The sequence below is a fragment of the Xanthomonas sp. D-109 genome (assembly GCF_017746095.1).
GTDB classification, from domain to species: domain Bacteria; phylum Pseudomonadota; class Gammaproteobacteria; order Xanthomonadales; family Xanthomonadaceae; genus Xanthomonas_A; species Xanthomonas_A sacchari.
On sequence record NZ_JAGHWV010000001.1, the window covers coordinates 618,515 to 637,219 of the forward strand.

The 18,705-nt window shown below is 69.6% G+C and carries 19 protein-coding genes; 11 read left to right on the forward strand and 8 right to left on the reverse strand.

Going from position 1 to position 18,705, the window contains the following annotated elements; genetic code table 11:
* The first annotated feature begins 317 nt into the window (after positions 1-317).
* Together J7357_RS02605 and J7357_RS02610 are read left to right on the forward strand one after the other, a co-directional pair.
* Complete coding sequence (locus J7357_RS02605; protein ID WP_209244896.1) at positions 318-722, forward strand: DUF2946 family protein; 405 nt, start codon at positions 318-320, stop codon at positions 720-722.
* 35 nt (positions 723-757) lie between these two features.
* Positions 758-2,812, forward strand: a complete 2,055-nt coding sequence (locus J7357_RS02610) for a TonB-dependent copper receptor (RefSeq protein WP_209244677.1) — start codon at positions 758-760, stop codon at positions 2,810-2,812.
* A 54-nt stretch (positions 2,813-2,866) separates the two neighbouring features.
* Here J7357_RS02610 and J7357_RS02615 read toward each other — a convergent pair whose 3' ends face one another.
* Positions 2,867-4,018, reverse strand: a complete 1,152-nt coding sequence (locus J7357_RS02615) for a phospholipase A (RefSeq protein WP_043092216.1) — start codon at positions 4,016-4,018, stop codon at positions 2,867-2,869.
* Positions 4,019-4,160: 142 nt separating this feature from the next.
* The gene (locus tag J7357_RS02620) at positions 4,161-4,646 is read right to left on the reverse strand and encodes a DUF456 domain-containing protein (protein ID WP_209244679.1); all 486 of its coding nucleotides are present in this window, start codon (positions 4,644-4,646) and stop codon (positions 4,161-4,163) included.
* A gap of 239 nt (positions 4,647-4,885) precedes the next feature.
* On the opposite strand from J7357_RS02620, the gene J7357_RS02625 reads away from it, so the two are divergent.
* Entirely contained in the window at positions 4,886-5,104 is a 219-nt protein-coding gene (locus J7357_RS02625; RefSeq protein WP_019801734.1) for a cold-shock protein, read from the forward strand.
* A gap of 87 nt (positions 5,105-5,191) precedes the next feature.
* Here the strand turns inward: J7357_RS02625 and J7357_RS02630 are convergent, their stop codons facing one another.
* Together J7357_RS02630 and J7357_RS02635 are read right to left on the reverse strand one after the other, a co-directional pair.
* Positions 5,192-5,674, reverse strand: a complete 483-nt coding sequence (locus J7357_RS02630) for a glycine zipper 2TM domain-containing protein (protein WP_010344410.1) — start codon at positions 5,672-5,674, stop codon at positions 5,192-5,194.
* Between the two features lie 309 nt (positions 5,675-5,983).
* The gene (locus J7357_RS02635) at positions 5,984-6,418 is read right to left on the reverse strand and encodes a hypothetical protein (protein WP_209244681.1); all 435 of its coding nucleotides are present in this window, start codon (positions 6,416-6,418) and stop codon (positions 5,984-5,986) included.
* Positions 6,419-6,534: 116 nt separating this feature from the next.
* On the opposite strand from J7357_RS02635, the gene J7357_RS02640 reads away from it, so the two are divergent.
* Positions 6,535-7,347: a tRNA threonylcarbamoyladenosine dehydratase gene (locus J7357_RS02640; protein WP_019801736.1), complete on the forward strand. Its 813-nt coding sequence runs from the start codon at positions 6,535-6,537 to the stop codon at positions 7,345-7,347.
* Here J7357_RS02640 and J7357_RS02645 read toward each other — a convergent pair.
* From J7357_RS02645 to J7357_RS02655, 3 genes are all read right to left on the reverse strand, one after another.
* A complete protein-coding gene (locus tag J7357_RS02645; RefSeq protein ID WP_019800172.1) occupies positions 7,344-8,783 on the reverse strand; it encodes an EAL domain-containing protein in 1,440 nt (479 codons plus the stop codon). The two genes, J7357_RS02640 and J7357_RS02645, sit on opposite strands and share 4 nt — an antisense overlap.
* Before the next feature lie 470 nt (positions 8,784-9,253).
* Positions 9,254-10,048, reverse strand: a complete 795-nt coding sequence (locus J7357_RS02650) for a TatD family hydrolase (RefSeq protein ID WP_209244683.1) — start codon at positions 10,046-10,048, stop codon at positions 9,254-9,256.
* Between the two features lie 6 nt (positions 10,049-10,054).
* Complete coding sequence (locus J7357_RS02655; RefSeq protein ID WP_209244685.1) at positions 10,055-10,291, reverse strand: DUF6116 family protein; 237 nt, start codon at positions 10,289-10,291, stop codon at positions 10,055-10,057.
* A gap of 172 nt (positions 10,292-10,463) precedes the next feature.
* Here J7357_RS02655 and J7357_RS02660 point away from each other — a divergent pair, with 172 nt between their 5' ends.
* From J7357_RS02660 to J7357_RS02685, 6 genes are all read left to right on the forward strand, one after another.
* Positions 10,464-11,279: a glycine zipper 2TM domain-containing protein gene (locus tag J7357_RS02660; RefSeq protein ID WP_209031238.1), complete on the forward strand. Its 816-nt coding sequence runs from the start codon at positions 10,464-10,466 to the stop codon at positions 11,277-11,279.
* A gap of 98 nt (positions 11,280-11,377) precedes the next feature.
* Positions 11,378-12,553, forward strand: a complete 1,176-nt coding sequence (locus tag J7357_RS02665; RefSeq protein WP_209244687.1) for an acyl-CoA dehydrogenase family protein — start codon at positions 11,378-11,380, stop codon at positions 12,551-12,553.
* 49 nt (positions 12,554-12,602) lie between these two features.
* On the forward strand, positions 12,603-13,142 hold the full coding sequence (locus J7357_RS02670) for a GNAT family N-acetyltransferase (RefSeq protein ID WP_209244689.1): 540 nt from the start codon (positions 12,603-12,605) through the stop codon (positions 13,140-13,142).
* A 37-nt stretch (positions 13,143-13,179) separates the two neighbouring features.
* Positions 13,180-13,857, forward strand: a complete 678-nt coding sequence (locus J7357_RS02675; protein WP_209244691.1) for a glutathione S-transferase family protein — start codon at positions 13,180-13,182, stop codon at positions 13,855-13,857.
* A gap of 52 nt (positions 13,858-13,909) precedes the next feature.
* Positions 13,910-14,464, forward strand: a complete 555-nt coding sequence (locus J7357_RS02680; protein ID WP_209244693.1) for an NADPH-dependent FMN reductase — start codon at positions 13,910-13,912, stop codon at positions 14,462-14,464.
* Between the two features lie 267 nt (positions 14,465-14,731).
* A complete protein-coding gene (locus J7357_RS02685) occupies positions 14,732-16,150 on the forward strand; it encodes a replicative DNA helicase (RefSeq protein WP_209244695.1) in 1,419 nt (472 codons plus the stop codon).
* A gap of 86 nt (positions 16,151-16,236) precedes the next feature.
* On the opposite strand, the gene J7357_RS02690 is transcribed toward J7357_RS02685, so the two are convergent.
* Complete coding sequence (locus tag J7357_RS02690) at positions 16,237-16,731, reverse strand: hypothetical protein (protein WP_010344426.1); 495 nt, start codon at positions 16,729-16,731, stop codon at positions 16,237-16,239.
* Between the two features lie 499 nt (positions 16,732-17,230).
* Here J7357_RS02690 and J7357_RS02695 point away from each other — a divergent pair, with 499 nt between their 5' ends.
* Positions 17,231-18,652 (forward strand): deoxyribodipyrimidine photo-lyase, encoded by a 1,422-nt coding sequence (locus J7357_RS02695; protein WP_209244697.1) that lies wholly within the window; start codon positions 17,231-17,233, stop codon positions 18,650-18,652.
* The last annotated feature ends 53 nt before the right edge of the window (positions 18,653-18,705 follow it).

Genomic DNA, 18,705 nt, shown 5'->3' on the forward strand with positions numbered 1-18,705 from the left:
CGTCGATTGCCGGGCTTTTTTGCTGCATTCTCAGGGCATCGCGCCGGCGCTCGCGCCATCCGCACTGGCGCGCGCTTTTTCCTCTCCTTCGACCTGGGAGTCGCATCGACGCCGCATGGATCGAAGGCAGGCGCACTGACCGTTCGCATGGTTTGCCACACACACGCATGAGAGCGGCGAGTAGCGCTGAGCAACGCACGGCCTTGCCGCCTGCGTCACGTTGTCGCACCCGCTTCCCCGGTCCGCTCGCTGCCGCCAGTGCCGCCTAGAATGGCCCGGTGTCCGTCCTTCGTGCTCCCGCCCGACTGCGCCGCCTGATGCGCTGGCCTGCCTTGCTGGCCGCGCTGTTGCTGGTGGTCGCGCCGGTGGCCAGCCGCCTGCTCGAGGCGGCGACGCTGCCGGTGCCGTTGTGCACCGCGGCCGGATTGCAGGCCGACGCGGACCTGCCGCCGCCGCACGGCGCCGTCCACGCCGGTCATGACGACGCGTCGGGCGTGCAGCGCGACCATGGCCCGGCACATGCCGCCTGCGATTACTGCCTGCTCGCCGCACGGCTGCTGCCGTGGCTGGCGATCGTCCTGCTGCTGGCCGCTGCGCTGCCCGCGCCTGCAACCGCGACGCCATTGCGCCACCGTATCCACGCCGCCGTGCGCTGGCGCGCGCACGCCGCGCGCGGACCGCCACTCAATCTCCAGAACGCTCTCCTGTTTCCGGTGCGCTAGGCGCGCCGGCGCCGTTCTTTTCTGGAGTCCAATCCATGTCCCAGTTCCTGCCGTCGCCCGCGCGGGCGGCGTTGTCGTGCTGCATTCTCGCCAGTCTGTTTCCCGCGATCGGCCACGCCGAGACGCCCGACGCCACCACCCTCGACCGGATGCAGGTCACCGCCACCGCCCCGGTCGCGCCGCTGACCTGGACGGTCGATCCGAAACTGCCGCGGCAGCCGGTGCCGGCCAGCGACGGCGCCGATTACCTGAAGACCGTCCCCGGTTTCGCCGCGATCCGCAACGGCGGCACCAACGGCGATCCAGTGCTGCGCGGAATGTTCGGCTCGCGGCTCAACGTGCTCAGCAACGACGGCACCCTGGTCGGGGCGTGCCCGGCGCGGATGGACAACGCCCTGTCCTACATCGCCCCGGAAACCTTCGACCGGCTCACCATCGTCAAGGGCCCGCAGACCGTGCGCTGGGGGCCGGGTGCCTCCGCCGGCACCGTGCGGTTCGAGCGCGACACGCCGCACTACGCCGCGCCGACCCTGGAAGGCGAGGCCAGCGCGCTGGTCGGCTCCTGGAACCGCAACGACCAGAACCTGGACCTGCGCGGCGGCAACCGCAGCGGCTACGCGCGCGTGGACGCCAACCGCTCCGAGTCCGGCGACTACCGCGACGGCGATGGCGCGGTGGTGCCGTCGCGCTGGCGCAAGTGGAATGCCGATGCCGCGGTCGGCTGGACCCCAGACCCGGACACCGTGCTGGAGTTCTCCGCCGGCAGCGGCGACGGCCTGGCGCGCTACGCCGGGCGCAGCATGGACGGCACCCAGTTCCGTCGCAGCAGCTATGCCGCGCGCTTCGAGCGCACCGATCTACCAGGCGCCTGGGAGGCGCTGCGCGCCAATGCCTATGTCAACGATGCCGACCACGTGATGGACAACTACACGCTGCGCCGGCCCAATCCGCAGTCGGCGATGCCGATGCCGCTGGCCTCCAACGTCGACCGGCGCACCCGCGGCGGGCGCGTGGAATCGGAGTGGCGCTGGGATCAGGTCGTGGTCCAGGCCGGCGTCGATACCCAGCAAAGTCGCCACCGCGACCGCAGCGCCAGCGGCGAGGGCGCGTACCGGAGCGTGCCGTGGCGCACCGACGCGCGCTTCGACAACCTGGGTGCCTTCACCGAACTCACGTTCGGCGCCGGCACGGCGCAACGCTGGATCGCCGGCCTGCGCCTGGATCGCGCGCAGGTCGAGGACACGCGCCGCAGCGTCGGCATGATGGGCATGCCCAATCCCACCGCCGGACAGACGCGCCGCGAAGACCTGGGCAGCGGCTTCCTGCGCGTGGAGCGCAGCCTCTCGGCCGACACGGTCTGGTATGCCGGCCTGGGCCGCAGCGCGCGCATGCCGGACTACTGGGAACTGTTCTCCGCCGACATGGGCCCGATGGGCGCGGCCAATGCCTTCGCCGGGCTGCGCCCGGAACGCACCACCCAGCTCGATCTCGGCCTGCAGTACCGTGGCGCGAGCGTGCAGGGATGGGTTTCCGCCTACGCCGGACGGGTGCAGGACTTCATCCTGTTCACCTATGCCGACGACGGCATGATGGGTACCACCACCCGCGTCGACAACGTCGATGCGCGCATCGCCGGCGCCGAGGCGGGAATGGATTGGCAGCCACTGCGCGGCCTCACCCTCGGCGGCACGCTGGCCTATGCCTGGGGCGAGAACCGCAGCGACGGCACGCCGTTGCCGCAGATGCCGCCGCTGGAGTCGCGGCTGCGGATGGAGTGGGAAGGGCAGCGCTGGTCGGCCGGCGCGCTGCTGCGCGCGGTCGCGCGGCAGGGGCGGGTGGCGTTGGATCAGGGCAACGTGGTCGGTCGCGACCTCGGCCGCAGCGCCGGTTTCGCCACGCTGGGGCTGAGCGGCGGCTACCGGGTCAGCGAGGGACTGCGGCTGAGCGCCGGCATCGACAACATCTTCGACCGGCGCTACAGCGAACATCTCAACCTGGCCGGCAGCGCCGATTTCGGTTTCCCGGCCGACCCGGTGCGTATCGCCGAACCGGGCCGCAACCTGTGGCTGAAGGGCAACTACCGGTTCTGAGCGACGCACGCGACGCCCAGGCGGGCGCCGCGCGCGTCGCTCAGGCGTGGCCGCTCAGAACCATTCCAGCAGCGAGATGCCGACGCCGACGTAGGTGGCGCGGTGGTTGTAGTCGATCATGCTCTCGCCGTAGCCGTCGAACACCTGCACATGGCCGCGCAGCAGGTTGCTGATCGGGAAGCCCCAGTCCAACTGCACCGCGCCGTGCGAGCGGTCGCCGCCGCGCAGCGAATGCCGCGCCATCAGCGCCACCTCGTGGCCGTTGCGGTTGTAGATCAGCGTCGCGTCGCCGCGGCCCATGTAGTCCTCGATGTCCGGGTTGTTGTCCTGCTTGCGGCTCTCCGGGATGCGGTACCAGGGGCGCAGCACCAGCGCCCAGTTGTCGCGGTCCAGGCCGATGTTGAGCATCGCCCGGTTCCAGCTGCGCGACAGCGGATCGCTGCGGCCGTTGGACTGGTGGGTCAGCTGGATGCCGGTCATCCGTCCCTTCCAGCCGAACAGGCTGTAGTTGTTGCGGAACACCAGCATCAGTTCCGGCTCGTAGTTGGTCTCGCGGAACGGCCGCGACTGCTCCGCGTTGTAGACCTGCCAGCGCGAGCTCTGGGTATAGGCGCCCCACAGGTCGCCGTTGTCGCCGAAGATGTTCTCCACGATCTTGGTCTTGAAGCTCAGCTGGAATTTCGCCTCCACGCTGTCCAGCGGCTCGGCGGTGGTCACCGTATTGACCGGGTTCGGCGAGGACGGCAGCTCGTTCTTCTTGCTGGTCCAGAACGCCGGCAGCAGGTACACCGGCTTGTAGGCACGCAACTGGAAGGTGCCCAGCTTGGAGTCCTTGGCCAGTTCCCAGCGGCTGTCCAGCAGCGAGCCCTTGCCGGCATTGGCGATGGTGTTGTCGTAGCGGTCCTGCTTGAACAGCGCGGCGGCGCGCTGGCGGGTGCGCTCGGCGACGCCGGCATCCTCCGGAACGCTGGCGTCCAGCTGTTGCTTCTGGCGTTCGCTGGCGGCCTGCGCCGCGGCGTCGGCCGCCTGCGGGTCGGCGGTGCGGCGCGACAGCGCCTGGTCGTAGCAGGCCAGGCGGGCGGCGTCGCTGGAGATGGCCACGCAGGCTTCCGGCGAGGCGGGGGTGGGCAGGACTTCCTGCGCGTGCGCAAGCGGCACGGCCGCGATCGACAGCAGCAACAGGGGACGGACCTGACGATGGGACATGCGGTTCTCGCTGCAACGGGCGGCGCGGGCGGGTGGTGCGCTGCCGGGGTGAATGGCCGGCAGGGAAAATACAGGAAGTGACGACAACAGGGTCATCACACGTTCATGCTGCCGCCCCGACGTCGTCTTCAGGGGTGCTGCTTCAGAGCAGCCAGGCCACCGCGAACACCGCCAGAATCGCCAGCGCCAGGCCGAGCTTGGCGGCGGTACCCAGGACGATGCCCAGCCAGGTGCCGACGCCGACCCGCGTCGCCTGGCGCAGCTCGCGCCCATGCCAGTACTCCCCGGCCAGGGCGCCGACGAAGGGGCCGACGAACAGCCCGATCGGCATGAAGAACATGCCGGCGATTCCGCCCAGCACCGATCCCCACAGGGCCTTGCGGCTGGCGCCGACACGCTGCGCGCCGAACGCGGTGGCCAGCAGGTCGACCAGCAGCGACAGCGCGGTGAGCACGCCGAGCACGGTCAGCGTCGGCCAGCCGAGCCGCTGGAAGCCGTCGGCCCAGGCCGCCAGCAGCATCCCGGCGAACATCAGCGGCGTGCCGGGCAGGGCCGGTAGCAGCACCCCCGCCAGCCCGACCAGAACCAGGAGACCGGCACAGACGTAATAGATGAACGCAGGGTCCACGTGGCTCACCGCGGGGGAGATTTGGGGGTTGACAGATGGGGTCTTTTTGCTGATTGCATTTTCATTTTGACCGGGGTAAGTTGCAGCCGCTGCGTTTGCAAAGGTCACCGTGAATCGTGGCCTGATGCGGTAGATCCATCGATCCGCTACATCGTTATACCTCGCTTCCTCCTTGCAACCAGCCGCCGCACCCCACGGCGTACCCACCCCTGAGACGTGTTCCAAGGAGTAAGTCGATCATGACCGGTACTGGCAATCGCGAAAACGGCGTCGTGAAGTGGTTCAACGACGCCAAGGGTTTCGGTTTCATCAGCCGCGAAAACGGCGAGGACGTGTTCGTGCATTTCCGGGCCATCCAGACCCAGGGCTTCAAGAGCCTGAAGGAAGGCCAGAAGGTCAGCTTCACCGTGGTGCAGGGCCAGAAGGGCCTGCAGGCCGACGCGGTGCAGCCGCTCTGAGTGTTGCCGCGCGGCATCGCGCGCAGCGCAGCAAAAAGGCCCGCGGTGCGGGCCTTTTTGCGTTTCAAGCCAGGTCGGCGAGGCCGATCAGCGCGGCACGACGCGCCCGTTGACCACGCGCACGTAGGTGTTTTCGCGTACGCCGGCCAGGTCGCGCTGGTTGACCACGATCACCCGGCCGTCGTCCATCTGCACGTGCACGTCGTAGGTGTCGCTGGTGACGTTCTTCTGGATCTCGTTGCCGGCCAGCGCACCGGCCGCCGCACCGGCCACCGCCGACACGTTCTGGTTGCCCTTGCTGCCGCCGGTATGATCGGAAATCTCGTGGCCGGCGACCGCGCCGACGATGCCCCCGAGGATCGCGCCGGTGGCCGATGGCGCCGTGCGGCCCGACGGCACGGTGTCGATGCGGGTGACGATGCCGCAGTCGGCGCAGCGGGTCTGGGTGTAACCGCCGCGCGCCGGCTGGCTGTAGCCGCCGCCGTAACCGCCGCCATAGCCGGGGGACGTGGCGCAGCCTGCCAGCGCCAGGGTCGCCACGGCAGCGGTGGCCATCAGTTGGATCTTCATGGGTGCTCTCCTCGACAGACAGTGGTGGACCGCGGCGCCAGCGCCGCGTTCGCACGCATCCTGTCCATCCCTGCGTGAATGCAACGCCAACCTTGGCAGGCGCCGTTCAGGCTCGCGGCGGCTGGCGTCAGCGGCAATTCATGCAAGGTCGTTCATCCGAAAGCGCGATGCGGGACAGCATGAGACCGCTGCCAGCGGAGTATCGAATCGGCACGATCACACACGCCCAGCCAGCGGCGTCGTCAGGCTTCGACAACGGGAATTCAGCCAGGCGCCGGCACGCACGTCGGCAGCGATCTCGCCAGGCGCTCAGCGGAAATCGCGGTGACAGGCGTCGCAGCGTTCGTCGATCTGCTGGCGGGCCTGCGCCAGTGCCGCACAGTCGGCCGGCGGCTGCGCCAGCGCCGCCTCCACGCCGGCGCGCAGCGCATCGGCATGCTCGCGGAAGCGACTGTCGTCGGCCAGGTCGGGGAGCGCGGTGTCCAGTTCGTCGCCGAGCAGGCGCAACGTGCGCAGTCGCGCCTGCGGACCGGCGCCGCTGCATTGCCGGTGCGCGGCGTCGCGTTCGAGCAGTGCTAGTTGCTTGCCCATGACCTGCATCAGGCTGCGCGGGAACGGATCCTGGCGCGCCTGCAACGCGCGCAACGCCATCACCGTCAGCACCAGGCCGAGCAGCAGCCCGGCCAGCAACACGAACAGATAGCGGGACGTGGAGGCGGGCGGGGATGAGGGCGGCTTGGCCATGGCAGGCATGCGCGGCAGGAAGGAATGCCGATGGTACGCCCGCCGTCGCCACCGGCGTCGCCCACGCAGACCAGCTGCGTAATCCCGAATCCCGAATCCCGGCCTAAAATAGGCGGATGAACGAACAATGGCGCGAGCGCTTTGCCGGCATCGACCGGCTCTACGGACAAGGCACGATCGCGCGGCTGGCGCAGTGCCGGGTGGCGGTGGTGGGCATGGGCGGGGTCGGCTCGTGGGTGGTGGAGGCGCTGGCCCGCTCGGCGGTCGGGCATCTGACCCTGATCGACGCCGACGACATCTGCGTGTCCAACACCAACCGGCAGCTGCCGGCGCTGGCCGGGCAGTACGGGCGCAACAAGGCGGTGGCGATGGCCGAGCGCTGCGTGGCGATCAATCCGCAGATCGAGGCGGTGGCGGTCGAGGCCTTCCTGACCCCGACCAATATCGCCGAACTGCTCGACGCCGGCTTCGACCTGGTGATCGACGCCTGCGACAGCTTCCGGGTCAAGGTCGAGACCATCGCCTGGTGCCGCCGGCGCAAGCTGCCGCTGCTGACCGTCGGCTCGGCCGGCGGGCGCACCGATCCGACCCTGGTGCGGATCCGCGACGTGTCGCGGACCGAGCACGACGCGATGCTGGCGCTGATCCGCAAGAAGCTGCGCAGCGAATTCAACTTCCCCAAGAACGCGCAGCGCTATTTCGGCGTGCCGGCGGTGTACTCGCTGGAGAACGTGCGCTACCCACAGGCCGACGGCAGCGTCTGCGGACTGCGGCCGGCGCTGGGGCCGGATGCGGCCTTGAACCTGGACTGTGGCGCCGGGCTGGGCGCGGCCACCCACATCACCGGGGCGTTCGCCTTCGCCGCGGTCGGCAAGGCGCTGGAGATGCTGTTGAAGCGCGCCGCGGCGCGCGAGGCCGCGGCCGCCTAGCGCCTGCCGGTGTGCGGCTGCGGCGCATCCGCTGGGTGGGCCGCCGCGCCGCTCATCAGGTTGCGCTCGGTGCTGGCCTGCAGGAGCGCCAGCCGTTCCAGGTCCTGCGCCGGCTGCGGCCGGCCGAACAGGAAGCCCTGGAAGTGCCGGCAGCCCATCGCCGAGAGCATCTCGCACTGCTGCGCATCCTCGATGCCTTCGGCCAGTGCGACCATGCCCATCACCTCGGAGATCTCCACGATCTTGGCCAGCAGGCGCCGCGAGGACTCGTCGGCCCTGGCGTCGTTGACGAATTGCCGGTCGATCTTGAGCTTGGTGACCGGCAGCGTCCGGAGCATCGCCAGCGACGAGAAGCCGGTGCCGAAGTCGTCCAGCGCCCAGCCGATGCCGAACGCCTTGAGTTCGTGCATCTTGGCGCGCACCCCGGCCGTATCCACGTACAGCGCCGATTCGGTCAGTTCGAATTCCAGCGACGCTGGCGCCACGCCTTCGCTGGTGATCACCTGCTTCACCGTGGACACGAAATTGGGATCGAGCAACTGCACGGGGCTGACGTTCACTGCGACCACCAGCGCACGCAGGTCCGGGTCGTGCGACCAGCGTCGCAGCGTAGCGCAGGCCTGGCGCAGCACTTCCAGGCCCACGTCGCGGATCAGCTGGCTCTCTTCGGCCAGCGGGATGAACTTGTCCGGGGTCAGCAGCTTGCCGTTGGGGTGGCGCCAGCGCACCAGCGCCTCGGCGCCGAGCATGCTGCCGTTCGCGTTGACCTGCGGTTGGTACAGCACCTCGATCTCGCCGTTGCCGACCGCGCGCGCCAGTTCCCGCTCCAGCGAGATGCGTGCGTTCACGTCGTTGCGGTAGATGTGCAGGATCGCCGCCAGCAGGCCGGCGGCGCAGGCCATGTTGCAGATGGCGCCGAGCCGGCGCATCCGCTGCGGTGGCGAGTCATGCGGCGCCAGCCAGTCCAGTTCGCCCGAGCCGAAGGCGACGAAGGCGGCCAGGCACGCCATGGGAAACACCAGCGCGCGGTAGCGGCGGCTGCGGTCGAACACGAACAGTGCGCCGGCCGCCAGCGGCAGGAAGAAGGTGTGCACGGACCGCGGCACCGTGCCGATCGGCGCGTCGATGATCGAGATCACCAGGACCACGACGAAGACGCCGTGCGCCACCAGCGACAGCGAGCCCTCGTCGCAGTGGCGGCGGCGGCCCAGCGCGAGCAGGCCGACCGCCGTCAGCCCGACGAAGGCGATCGCCAGTTCCGGCCGGCCGTAGTACAGGTAGCACACGGTCCACAACGCGCCGAGCGAGGTGCACGAGACCCCGGCCAGGGTCATGGTGCTGCGCATCTTGCGGCTGCGATTGCTGTCGCGGAATTTCAGCGAGACCCAGCTTTCGCCGTTGGAGGCGTGTTTTTCCGAAGCTGCGCCGCTCTTCATTGCCGCAGCGCTCGCATGCGCGACGGCGCCGTTCGCGCCGGAGCGGCCGCGGAGGAGGCGATCGCACGCGGGCGCCGCGCGCTGGGGAGAAGCGGGTAGGGAATGCGGCTTGCCGACTGTTTCACGCCAGGATGATCCGATCTGCCAGAACGCGTGCCATCGAGCCGGCCGCCGAGCCTTCGCTGAGAGCGAACGGGTTCACACTCCGGTACCTGGCGGACAAAGCGCCGCTCGCCGTTTCAGCGCGGTGCACAGTAGCAGAAGCAAGTGCGCCGAAACCCGGTCGAAAGGCGTGCATCCGCCTGCCCAGGTCACAGTTTCGGACGAAAGCCGTTTTGCCAGGCGATGTGCCGCATCGACCGCCTTGCAGTCACGCATTGCGCGGCCGACGTATGGCGTCTGTTCCTGTGTCAGTGGGTCAAAAAGCGACGCGCAGCGTCGGAATGTGCGGTGTGCAGAAACGCGCTGCGTCAGGCGACGACGGGCGTGCCGGCGCGCGTGTCGGGCAGGCCGAACAGGCGCCGCGCGTTGGCTGTGGTCTGCGCGGCGATGGCGGCGGCAGGTGCGTCGCGCAGTTCGGCGATGGTGTCCAGCACCGTGCGCAGCCGCGCCGGTTCGTTGCGCTGCCCGCGGATCGCCGCGTCGGGCTGGTCCGGCGCATCGGTTTCCAGCAGCAATTGCTCCAGGGGCATCGTGGCGGCGAGCCGACGCAGGCGCTGCGCGCGTTCGTAGGTGACCGGCCCGCCCAGGCCGATCAGGAAATCCAGCGATCGCAACTGTGCGGCCTGTTCGGCGCTGCCGGCGAAACTGTGCACCACGCCGCGCACCCGGCCGACCTTGCGGATCGCCAGGATCACGGCATCCACCGCCCGCCTGGCGTGCACGATCACCGGCAGGTCGAATGTGCGCGCCAGCTGCAGTTGCCCGACGAAGTAGCGGTGCTGCTCGGCCGCGTCCAGCCCGTCGACGAAGAAATCCAGGCCGCACTCGCCGATCGCGCGCGGCCGCTCGCGCGCGACCCAGTCTTCCAATGCCTGCAGGTCGTCAGGGCGATGCTCGGCCAGGAACAGCGGATGCAGGCCATACGCCGGGTACAGCCCGGGCGTTGCCGCGCAGACAGTGCGCAGCTTGGGCCAGGACGCCGCGGTCACCGCCGGCACCACCTGCGCCTGCACGCCCGCCGCCTGCGCGCGCGCGATCACCGCGTCGCGGTCGGGATCGAACTCCGCCGCGTCCAGGTGGCAATGGCTGTCGATCAACTGCATCGGCGCTCAGCGGCGCACGCGCTGTGCGGTCGAGCGCAATGGCGCCGTGGCCTGCGCCGGTGTGCGGGTCTTCCAGTTGGCCAGCAGCAGCGTGCCCAGGCCGAACACGATCTCGTCGATGAAGGGCACCGGGTCGGGCAGCAGCACGCTCAGCACGAACAGGCCGGCGGTGATCTTGAACAGGGTCGGGTAGCGCAATTTGCCCGCCCAGCGCAGCAGCGGATACACGATCGGATTGGGCACGGCACGTCCTCCGGGGAGCGGTGGAAACGCTAACAGCCTCGATATGGCGACGTTCCGCGGGCGTTACCAGCCGTGTGTACGCCGCGTTACTGAATAGGGAGCGGATCGGTTCAGCTTCGGCATGGTAATCACAGCACCGTAGACAACGCGGTCAGCCCGCAGGAGAGCACACATGAAAAGCACTACGACAACCGTTCTGGTCGCGGCTGGCGCCTTGCTGGTCGGCGGCGTCGCCACCGCGGCCTTCATGAACAATCGCGACAAACCGGTGGACGTCGCCAGCAGCGACGTGCGCCCGGCCCTGGACAATACGCGCGGCGACAGCGCGATGGACAACAGCGTCGGCGGCAAGCTCGAGTACGCCGACGTGGTGCGGGTCGATCCGATCACCCAGAAGCAGCAGCGCTATGCCGAGGTGATCGGCACCGAGCCGCTGCGCGAGACCTCCACCACGACCACGCCGCGCCAGGTGTGCAACGACGTGGTGGTGCAGGAGCGCCTGCCCGAGCGCGACGGCAACGTCGGCGGCACCGTGGTCGGCGCGGTGGTCGGTGGCCTGCTCGGCAACCAGATCGGTCACGGCAACGGCCGCAAGGCCGCGACCGCGGCCGGCGCGGTGGCCGGCGGCTTCATCGGCAACCGCATCGACCAGAACCACGTCGGCGGCCGCGTGGTCGACCGCACCGAGCGCCAGTGCCACACCGAGAACAGCACCGCGCAGTCCTCGACCATCACCGGCTACAACGTGACCTACCGCAACGACGACGGCACCACCGGCACCATGCGCATGGACAGCAAGCCGGGCAACCGCATCGCCATGGGCACGCAGGACGTGGTCAAGGGCTACGACGTGACCTACCGCTACGACGGCCAGGAAAAGACCGTGCGCATGGACGACCGCCCGAACAGCGACCGCCTGCCGGTACTGGATGGCCGCCTGGTCACCCAGACCGCCTCGGCCGGCGACGTCGCCGTCAGCCAGCGCTGAGTCGCAGTTTCGTTGCACACCCCGAAGGCCGGCGCTTGCGCCGGCCTTCGCATGTGCGGCGGCGGCAGGGGCGGGGCCGATACAATGCGGTTTTCGCCGTGGACGCCGCCATGCCGTTGCCTTGCGATGATCTGTTCAATGTTGCCGCGCTGCTCAGCGAGGAGGAGCGCGCGATCCAGCAGGCGGTGGCGCGTTTCGTCGACGCCAAGGTGTTGCCGGTGATCGGCGAGGCCTTCGACCAGGGGCGGTTCCCACGCGAATTGGTGCCGGACCTGGCGGAGCTGGGGTTGCTCGGCGCCAGCCTGCCGGCGGGACAGGGTGGCGGCGGCCTCAACGCGGTCTGCTACGGCCTGATCTGCCAGGAGCTGGAGCGCGGCGACAGCGGCCTGCGCAGCTTCGTCAGCGTGCAGTCCTCGCTGTGCATGTACCCGATCCACGCCTACGGCAGCGACGCGCAACGCCAGCGTTGGCTGCCGGCGATGGCCGCCGGCACCGCGATCGGCTGCTTCGGCCTGACCGAGTCCCAGGGCGGCTCCGACCCGGCGGCGATGCAGACCCGTGCCGTGCGCGACGGCGACGGCTGGCGCCTGAGCGGCAGCAAGATGTGGATCACCAACGGCGGCATCGCCGACGTGGCGATCGTGTGGGCGCAGACCGACGACGGCATCCAGGGCTTCCTGGTCGAGGCCGGCGCGCCGGGCTTCGGCACCCAGGACATTGCGCACAAGATGAGCCTGCGCGCCTCGGTGACCTCGGCGCTGTTCTTCGACGACGTGCGCCTGCCCGATAGCCAGCGCCTGCCCGGCGTGCGCGGACTGAAGGGCCCGCTGGGCTGCCTGACCCAGGCCCGCTACGGCATCAGTTGGGGCGCGATCGGCGCGGCCGTCGCCTGCCTGCGCGAGGCGCTGGCCTATGCCGGCGAACGCATGCTGTTCGGACGGCCGCTGGCGGCGACGCAGAGCGCGCAGATCAAGCTGGCCGACATGGCGCGGCGTATCGCCGCTGCGCAGTTGCTCGCGCTGCAGCTGGGCCGGCTCAAGGACGCCGGCACGCTGCAGCCGGCGCAGGTCTCGCTGGCCAAGTGGAACAACGTGCGCATGGCGCTGGACATCGCACGGGAGTGCCGCGACCTGCTCGGTGGCGCCGGCATCACCACCGACTACGGCGCGATCCGGCATGCCCTGAACCTGGAATCGGTGATCACCTACGAAGGCACCGAGACCGTGCACCAACTGGTCGTCGGCCGCGAACTGACCGGCATCAACGCGTTTTGAACCCCTGGCCCGCGCGCGGTTGCGGGCCCGTTCTGCAGGAGGACCGACGATGAGCGTGTTCGATGTACGTGTGGAGACCGAGCGCCTGTTGCTGCGCCCGCCCACTGCCGAGGATTTCGCGGCGCTCTGCGCCTTTTCCGCCGATGCGCAGACCATGCACCACCTCGGTGGCGTGCAGGTGCCGTCGGTGGTCTGGCGCAGCCTGACCTCGCTGGTCGGCAGTTGGCAGTTGCAGGGATTTGCGATGTTCTCGGTGATCGAGAAGCGCAGCGGGCAGTGGATCGGCCGGGTCGGCCCCTGGCAGCCGCACGACTGGCCGGGCCCGGAAGTCGGCTGGGGCATCGCGCGTGCGTTCTGGGGCCAGGGCTATGCGCCGGAAGCGGCGACCGCGTCGATCGACTGGGCGTTCGCGCAGTTGGGCTGGAGCGAGGTGATCCACACCATCGTGCCGGACAACGCCAACTCCAAGGCGGTGGCGGGCAAGCTCGGGTCGCGCTACCTGCGCCAGGACCGCCTGCCCGAGCCGCTGCAGGCGTTCGAGGTGGAGGTGTGGGGCCAGTCGCGCGCGCAATGGCAGGCGCGGCGCTGAACCAGCACGACAGCGGCATTCGACACAGGAGCGGCGCATGGCATCCGAACGTTTTCCCCTGACCGTGTACGGCATGGCGCTGTCCGGCAATTGCTACAAGGTGCGGCTGCTGCTGGACCAGCTCGGCTGCGGCTACCGCTGGGTCGAGATCGACAGCGCCAACGGCCAGACCCGCACCCCGGCCTTCCTGGCCAAGAATCCCAACGGCAAGGTGCCGCTGCTCGAGCGCGAGGACGGCCGCGTGCTGGCCGAATCCAACGCCATCCTGTGCTGGCTGGCCGAGGGCACCGGCTATCTGCCCGCCGATCCCTGGCAGCGCGCGCAGGCGCTGAGCTGGCTGTTCTTCGAGCAGTACAGCCACGAGCCCTACGTGGCGGTGGCACGCTTCGTCTGCGGCTGGACGCCGCCCGATTCGCCGCGGCGCGCCGAACTCCCACGCCTGCGCGAGGGCGCGATGCGGGCGCTGGCGGTGATGGAGCAGCACCTGCAGGCGCAGGCCTGGTTCACCGGCCCGACCTACGGCATCGCCGATATCGCGTTGTTCGCCTACACCCATTGCGCTGGCGATGCCGGCATCGCGCTGACGCAGTATCCGGCGCTGTGCGACTGGCTGCAGCGGGTGCGCGCGACGCCGGGCTTCGTGGCGCTGCCGCCGCTGCCGGACGAGGTGCGCGCGCGCCTGGCGCTGGCCGGGACGGCAGCAGCGTTCACCTGACTGCCGCGCGGCGGCGGCTAGCCTGAAGATCCATTCAGTCTGGAGCAACGCCATGAGCCAGTACCGCATCGCCGTCTTTGTCGGCAGCCTGCGCAAGGAGTCGTTCAACCGGCGCCTGGCGCACGCGCTGGAGCGACTTGCCGGCGACCGTGCCAGTTTCGAGTACGTGGAGATCGGCGACCTGCCGCTGTACAACCAGGACCACGACCACGACTATCCGGCGCAGGGCCGGCGCCTGAAGACGCAGGTCAGCGACGCCGATGCGGTGCTGTTCGTCACCCCGGAATACAACCGCTCCATCCCCGGCGTGCTCAAGAACGCCATCGACCTGGGCTCGCGTCCGTACGGTGAGAGCGCTTTCGCCGGCAAGCCGGCGGCGGTGTGCGGCACCTCGCCCGGTGCGATCGGCACCGCCCTGGCGCAGCAGCACCTGCGCAACGTGCTGGCCTACCTGGACATGCCGGTGCTGGGCCAGCCGGAGATCTTTCTGCAGTTCAAGGAGGGCCTGATCGCCGAGGACGGCGCCATCGACGACGAGCGCACGCGCAAATTCCTTGCCGGATTCGTCGACAAGTTCATCGCCTGGATCGACGAACTGCAGGCCTGAACGCCGCCACGGCGCGCTCCGTCGGTGGCGTGCGCAGGGGCAGGGCGGCCCTGGTGCGGCAGGGCGTAGGCGACGTTCTCAACCGCTTGTCCCCAGACTTGTCCCCAGCGCTGGTGGGCTGCGGTGGCCCACGCCCGGCTGATCGCGCGGGCTCCTCGCCCTAGCCCCAGCCGGGCGCGGGGACTAAAATCTGCGCCCGGGCCGCGGTGAGGCCGCGCCCGGCGCCCGCGCCACGCAGACCCGCGCCCCACAGAGAAGACCCAGCCTATGTCCGCCCGTCCCGGCTACCGCGGCGATCGCAAAAGCGAGCGCAACGAACGCAGCGAGCCGCGTCTCGACCAGTTGCGCGTGCCACCGCACTCGACCGAGGCCGAACAGGCCGTGCTCGGCGGCCTGATGCTGGCGCCGGACGCCTACGATCGGGTCAACGACCAGCTCACCGACAACGATTTCTACCGGCGCGACCACCAGTTGATCTACCGCGCGATCCGCGAACTGGCCGAGAAGGGCCGCCCGTTCGACGCGGTGACCCTGGGCGAGTGGTTCGAATCGCAGGGCAAGCTGGAGATGGTCGGCGACGGCGCCTACCTGATCGAACTGGCCAGCACCACGCCGTCGGCGGCCAATATCGTCGCCTACGCCGAGATCGTCCGCGACAAGGCGGTGCTGCGGCAGTTGATCGAGGTCGGCACCACCATCGTCAACGACGGCTTCCAGCCGGAAGGGCGCGAGAGTTCGGAGCTGCTGGCGTCGGCGGAAAAAGCGGTGTTCCAGATCGCCGAGGCCGGCGCGCGCGGACGCAGCGACTTCGTGGCGATGCCGGGCGCGTTGAAGGACGCGTTCGAGGAACTGCGCAACCGCTTCGAGAACGGCGGCAACATCACCGGCCTGCCGACCGGCTACAACGATTTCGATGCGATGACCGCCGGCCTGCAGCCGACCGACCTGATCATCCTCGCCGCGCGTCCGGCGATGGGCAAGACCACCTTCGCGCTGAACATCGCCGAGTACGCGGCGATCAAGTCGAAGAAGGCGGTGGCGGTGTTCTCGATGGAAATGTCGGCCTCGCAGCTGGCGATGCGCCTGATCTCCTCCAACGGCCGCATCAACGCGCAACGCCTGCGTACCGGCCAGCTCGAGGACGAGGACTGGGCGCGGGTCACCGGTGCGATCAAGATGCTCAAGGAGACCAAGATCTTCATCGACGATACGCCGGGCGTGTCGCCGGAAGTGCTGCGCTCCAAGGCGCGCCGGCTCAAGCGCGAGCACGACCTGGGCCTGATCGTGATCGACTACCTGCAGCTGATGTCGGTGCCCGGCAACAGCGAGAACCGCGCGACCGAGATCTCGGAGATCTCGCGCTCGCTCAAGGGCCTGGCCAAGGAACTCGGCGTGCCGGTGATCGCGTTGTCGCAGCTCAACCGCTCGCTGGAAACGCGGACCGACAAACGCCCGGTGATGGCCGACCTGCGCGAATCCGGCGCGATCGAGCAGGACGCGGACATGATCGTGTTCATCTACCGCGACGACTACTACAACAAGGAAAACTCGCCGGACAAGGGCCTGGCCGAAATCATCATCGGCAAGCACCGCGGCGGCCCGACCGGGTCGTGCAAGCTCAAGTTCTTCGGCGAATACACCCGCTTCGACAATCTCGCGCACGACTCGGTGGGCGCGTTCGAGTAAGCCGCCGCCCGCACCTGCGGGCAGCGGTCGCGACGCGTGGCGCCCGCAAGGCTGCGGACGCCGGCGTGGTGCGGAGGCAACGAGGATCAGTAGGGAATGTCGATCTGGGCGTTGCTGGTGGTGTCGTAGGTGTTGGCGCCGTACTCGGCATGATGCGTGCAGACCACGGTGATCTTGCGGTATGCGCCGTAGACGAAGTTCGACGTGAAGTGCACGTCGACCAGGGCGCCGTTGCCTTCCTCGTCGTAATCGGTGGTGTAGCCGTTGCCGTACGGGTCGTAGGCGTTGCAGCGCACGTTGATGTAGTTGGCGTCGACGCGGTCGTTGTTGGCGTTGGCGAAGCGCGAGTAGGCGCGGATCTTCAGGCGCTTGCCGCCGGCCGGGCGGTTGTCGGACTCGTAGCCCTGGTTCTGGATCACGCCCTGCAGCGTGTAGACGGGCGTGCTGCCGCCGCCGCTGCCCGGCGGTTGGTAACCGCACGATCCCGGGCCTTCCTCGATCTCGGTGCTGCAGGCCATCGCCAGCGGGGCGGCGAGGCTCAGCGCGAGGGTGAGGGCGGCTTTTGCGATGCGCTTGTCCATGGGTCTTGCTCTCCTGAGGGTGTTGCGGATGTCGGCGATGGGCATGACCGTGCTGCGCCGTTGGCTGCCCGCAGCGCGCCGCGGCCCTGTCGATGCAGGTCCGGGCGCGGGCGGTTCGGGCCGCACGCAGCCGCGCTCGCCGGCCGTGGTTGCCGTGAGGTCGCAGAAGCGATGGCGGATGTTCCCCGTGCGCGCGAGACGGCCGTGGCCGTGTCGTGCGCGGTGCAGCGAAAGCACGGATGACGTCCTTCCCCGGAACGTCGTCCAACAGCAGCGGTCGCGGCGCCGCTTCGACATGACGGCGCCCGCCTCGGCGTTATAGCAGGGCGGATGAGGCGCACGTGCGCGGCGCGTGGCGATGTCTACGAAATCCGGTCAGTGCGACCGCATCGGGCCAGGGACGACAGGGTGCAGGCACGTGCGGGTTGCGTCGCCGCATGCTCACCTGGCCGCTGCACCCGATCCGTATCATGGCGCGTCCTTCGCTGCGTCTCCTCGCATGAGCTACGCCATCGTCTGGTTCCGGCGCGACCTGCGCCTGCACGATCAACCCGCCCTGCAGGCCGCATTGGACGCCGGGCATACGCCGGTGCCGGTGTACCTGCACAGCCCGGAAGACGAGGGCGCCTGGGCCGCGGGCGCGGCCTCGCGCAGTTGGCTGCAGCGTTCGCTGGCGGCGCTGGATGCGCAATTGCGCGCGCGCGGTTCGCGCCTGATCCTGCGCCAGGGTCCGGCCGAGACCGCGTTGCGCCAGGTGGTTGCCGACTGCGGCGCGGTGGCGGTGTACTGGAACCGCCGCTACGAGCCGGCCACGCAACCGCGCGACGCGCGGCTCAAGCGCGAACTGCGCGAACAGGGTCTGGACGTACACAGCCACAACAGCGCGCTGCTGTTCGAGCCCTGGCAACTGGCGACGCAGCAGGGCGGCCCGTACAAGGTGTTCACGCCGTTCTGGCGCAGCGCGCTGAGCCACTGGCAGGTGCCGGCGTTGCAGGCCGCGCCGAAGACGCTGCCACCGCCGCCCGCGAAGCTGGACAGCCTGCCGCTGGAGCGGCTCGGCCTGGCGCCGGCGCTGGACTGGGACCGCGGCTTCTGGGAGGTCTGGCAGCCGGGCGAGGCGGGGGCGCACGAGGCGCTGGACGTGTTCGTCGACGGCGCGTTGCGCGACTACCTCGACGGCCGCGACCGCCCGGACCAGGTCGGCACCTCGCGGCTGTCGCCGCACCTGCATTTCGGCGAGATCGCCCCGTGGCGCATCGTCGCCACCCTGGAGCGCCATCGCCGTGCCGCCACCGCCGCGGCCATCGACGGCTACATCCGCCAGCTCGGCTGGCGCGACTTCGCCCATCACCTGCTGCACCATTTTCCCGACACGCCCGAGCGCAACCTCAATCCGCGTTTCGAGCGCTTCCGCTGGGCCACGCCCGATCCCGCGCAGTTGCATGCCTGGCAGCGCGGACGCACCGGCGTGCCGATCGTCGATGCCGGCCTGCGCGAGTTGTGGCACACCGGCTGGATGCACAACCGCGTGCGCATGATCGTCGCCAGCTACCTGTGCAAGCATCTGCGCGTGCACTGGTCCGAGGGCGCGCGCTGGTTCTGGGACACCCTGGTCGACGCCGACCTGGCCAACAACACGCTGGGCTGGCAGTGGGTGGCCGGGACCGGCGCCGACGCCGCGCCCTATTTCCGCGTGTTCAATCCGGTGACCCAGGCGCAGAAGTTCGATCCGAAGGGCGAGTACATCGCGCGCTGGGTGCCGGAACTGGCGGCGCTGCCGGTGGCCGATCGCTTCGCGCCCTGGCAGGCGCCGCAGCGGCTGGCGCAGGCTGCGACGCAGTATCCGCGTCAGCCGATCGTGGACCTGGCCGCCGGCCGCGACGCGGCGCTGGCCGCGTACCGCGAAACCGCCACCGGTTGAGCAACGCGCCGTGTGGCGCGGCGCAGCACGGGGGCAGGCGCGATTGACGCCCT

What these genes read in the sequence shown, in the direction of transcription:
- J7357_RS02615 (WP_043092216.1), bottom strand. Translation starts at nt 4,018, where the DNA reads ATGTCCCATCGTCAGGTCCGTCCCCTGTTGCTGCTGTCGATCGCGGCC.
- J7357_RS02605 (WP_209244896.1), top strand. Translation starts at nt 318, where the DNA reads ATGCGCTGGCCTGCCTTGCTGGCCGCGCTGTTGCTGGTGGTCGCGCCG.
- J7357_RS02640 (WP_019801736.1), top strand. Translation starts at nt 6,535, where the DNA reads ATGAACGAACAATGGCGCGAGCGCTTTGCCGGCATCGACCGGCTCTAC.
- J7357_RS02670 (WP_209244689.1), top strand. Translation starts at nt 12,603, where the DNA reads ATGAGCGTGTTCGATGTACGTGTGGAGACCGAGCGCCTGTTGCTGCGC.
- J7357_RS02680 (WP_209244693.1), top strand. Translation starts at nt 13,910, where the DNA reads ATGAGCCAGTACCGCATCGCCGTCTTTGTCGGCAGCCTGCGCAAGGAG.
- J7357_RS02630 (WP_010344410.1), bottom strand. Translation starts at nt 5,674, where the DNA reads ATGAAGATCCAACTGATGGCCACCGCTGCCGTGGCGACCCTGGCGCTG.
- J7357_RS02690 (WP_010344426.1), bottom strand. Translation starts at nt 16,731, where the DNA reads ATGGACAAGCGCATCGCAAAAGCCGCCCTCACCCTCGCGCTGAGCCTC.
- J7357_RS02625 (WP_019801734.1), top strand. Translation starts at nt 4,886, where the DNA reads ATGACCGGTACTGGCAATCGCGAAAACGGCGTCGTGAAGTGGTTCAAC.
- J7357_RS02650 (WP_209244683.1), bottom strand. Translation starts at nt 10,048, where the DNA reads ATGCAGTTGATCGACAGCCATTGCCACCTGGACGCGGCGGAGTTCGAT.
- J7357_RS02695 (WP_209244697.1), top strand. Translation starts at nt 17,231, where the DNA reads ATGAGCTACGCCATCGTCTGGTTCCGGCGCGACCTGCGCCTGCACGAT.
- J7357_RS02645 (WP_019800172.1), bottom strand. Translation starts at nt 8,783, where the DNA reads ATGAAGAGCGGCGCAGCTTCGGAAAAACACGCCTCCAACGGCGAAAGC.
- J7357_RS02610 (WP_209244677.1), top strand. Translation starts at nt 758, where the DNA reads ATGTCCCAGTTCCTGCCGTCGCCCGCGCGGGCGGCGTTGTCGTGCTGC.
- J7357_RS02675 (WP_209244691.1), top strand. Translation starts at nt 13,180, where the DNA reads ATGGCATCCGAACGTTTTCCCCTGACCGTGTACGGCATGGCGCTGTCC.
- J7357_RS02635 (WP_209244681.1), bottom strand. Translation starts at nt 6,418, where the DNA reads ATGGCCAAGCCGCCCTCATCCCCGCCCGCCTCCACGTCCCGCTATCTG.
- J7357_RS02660 (WP_209031238.1), top strand. Translation starts at nt 10,464, where the DNA reads ATGAAAAGCACTACGACAACCGTTCTGGTCGCGGCTGGCGCCTTGCTG.
- J7357_RS02685 (WP_209244695.1), top strand. Translation starts at nt 14,732, where the DNA reads ATGTCCGCCCGTCCCGGCTACCGCGGCGATCGCAAAAGCGAGCGCAAC.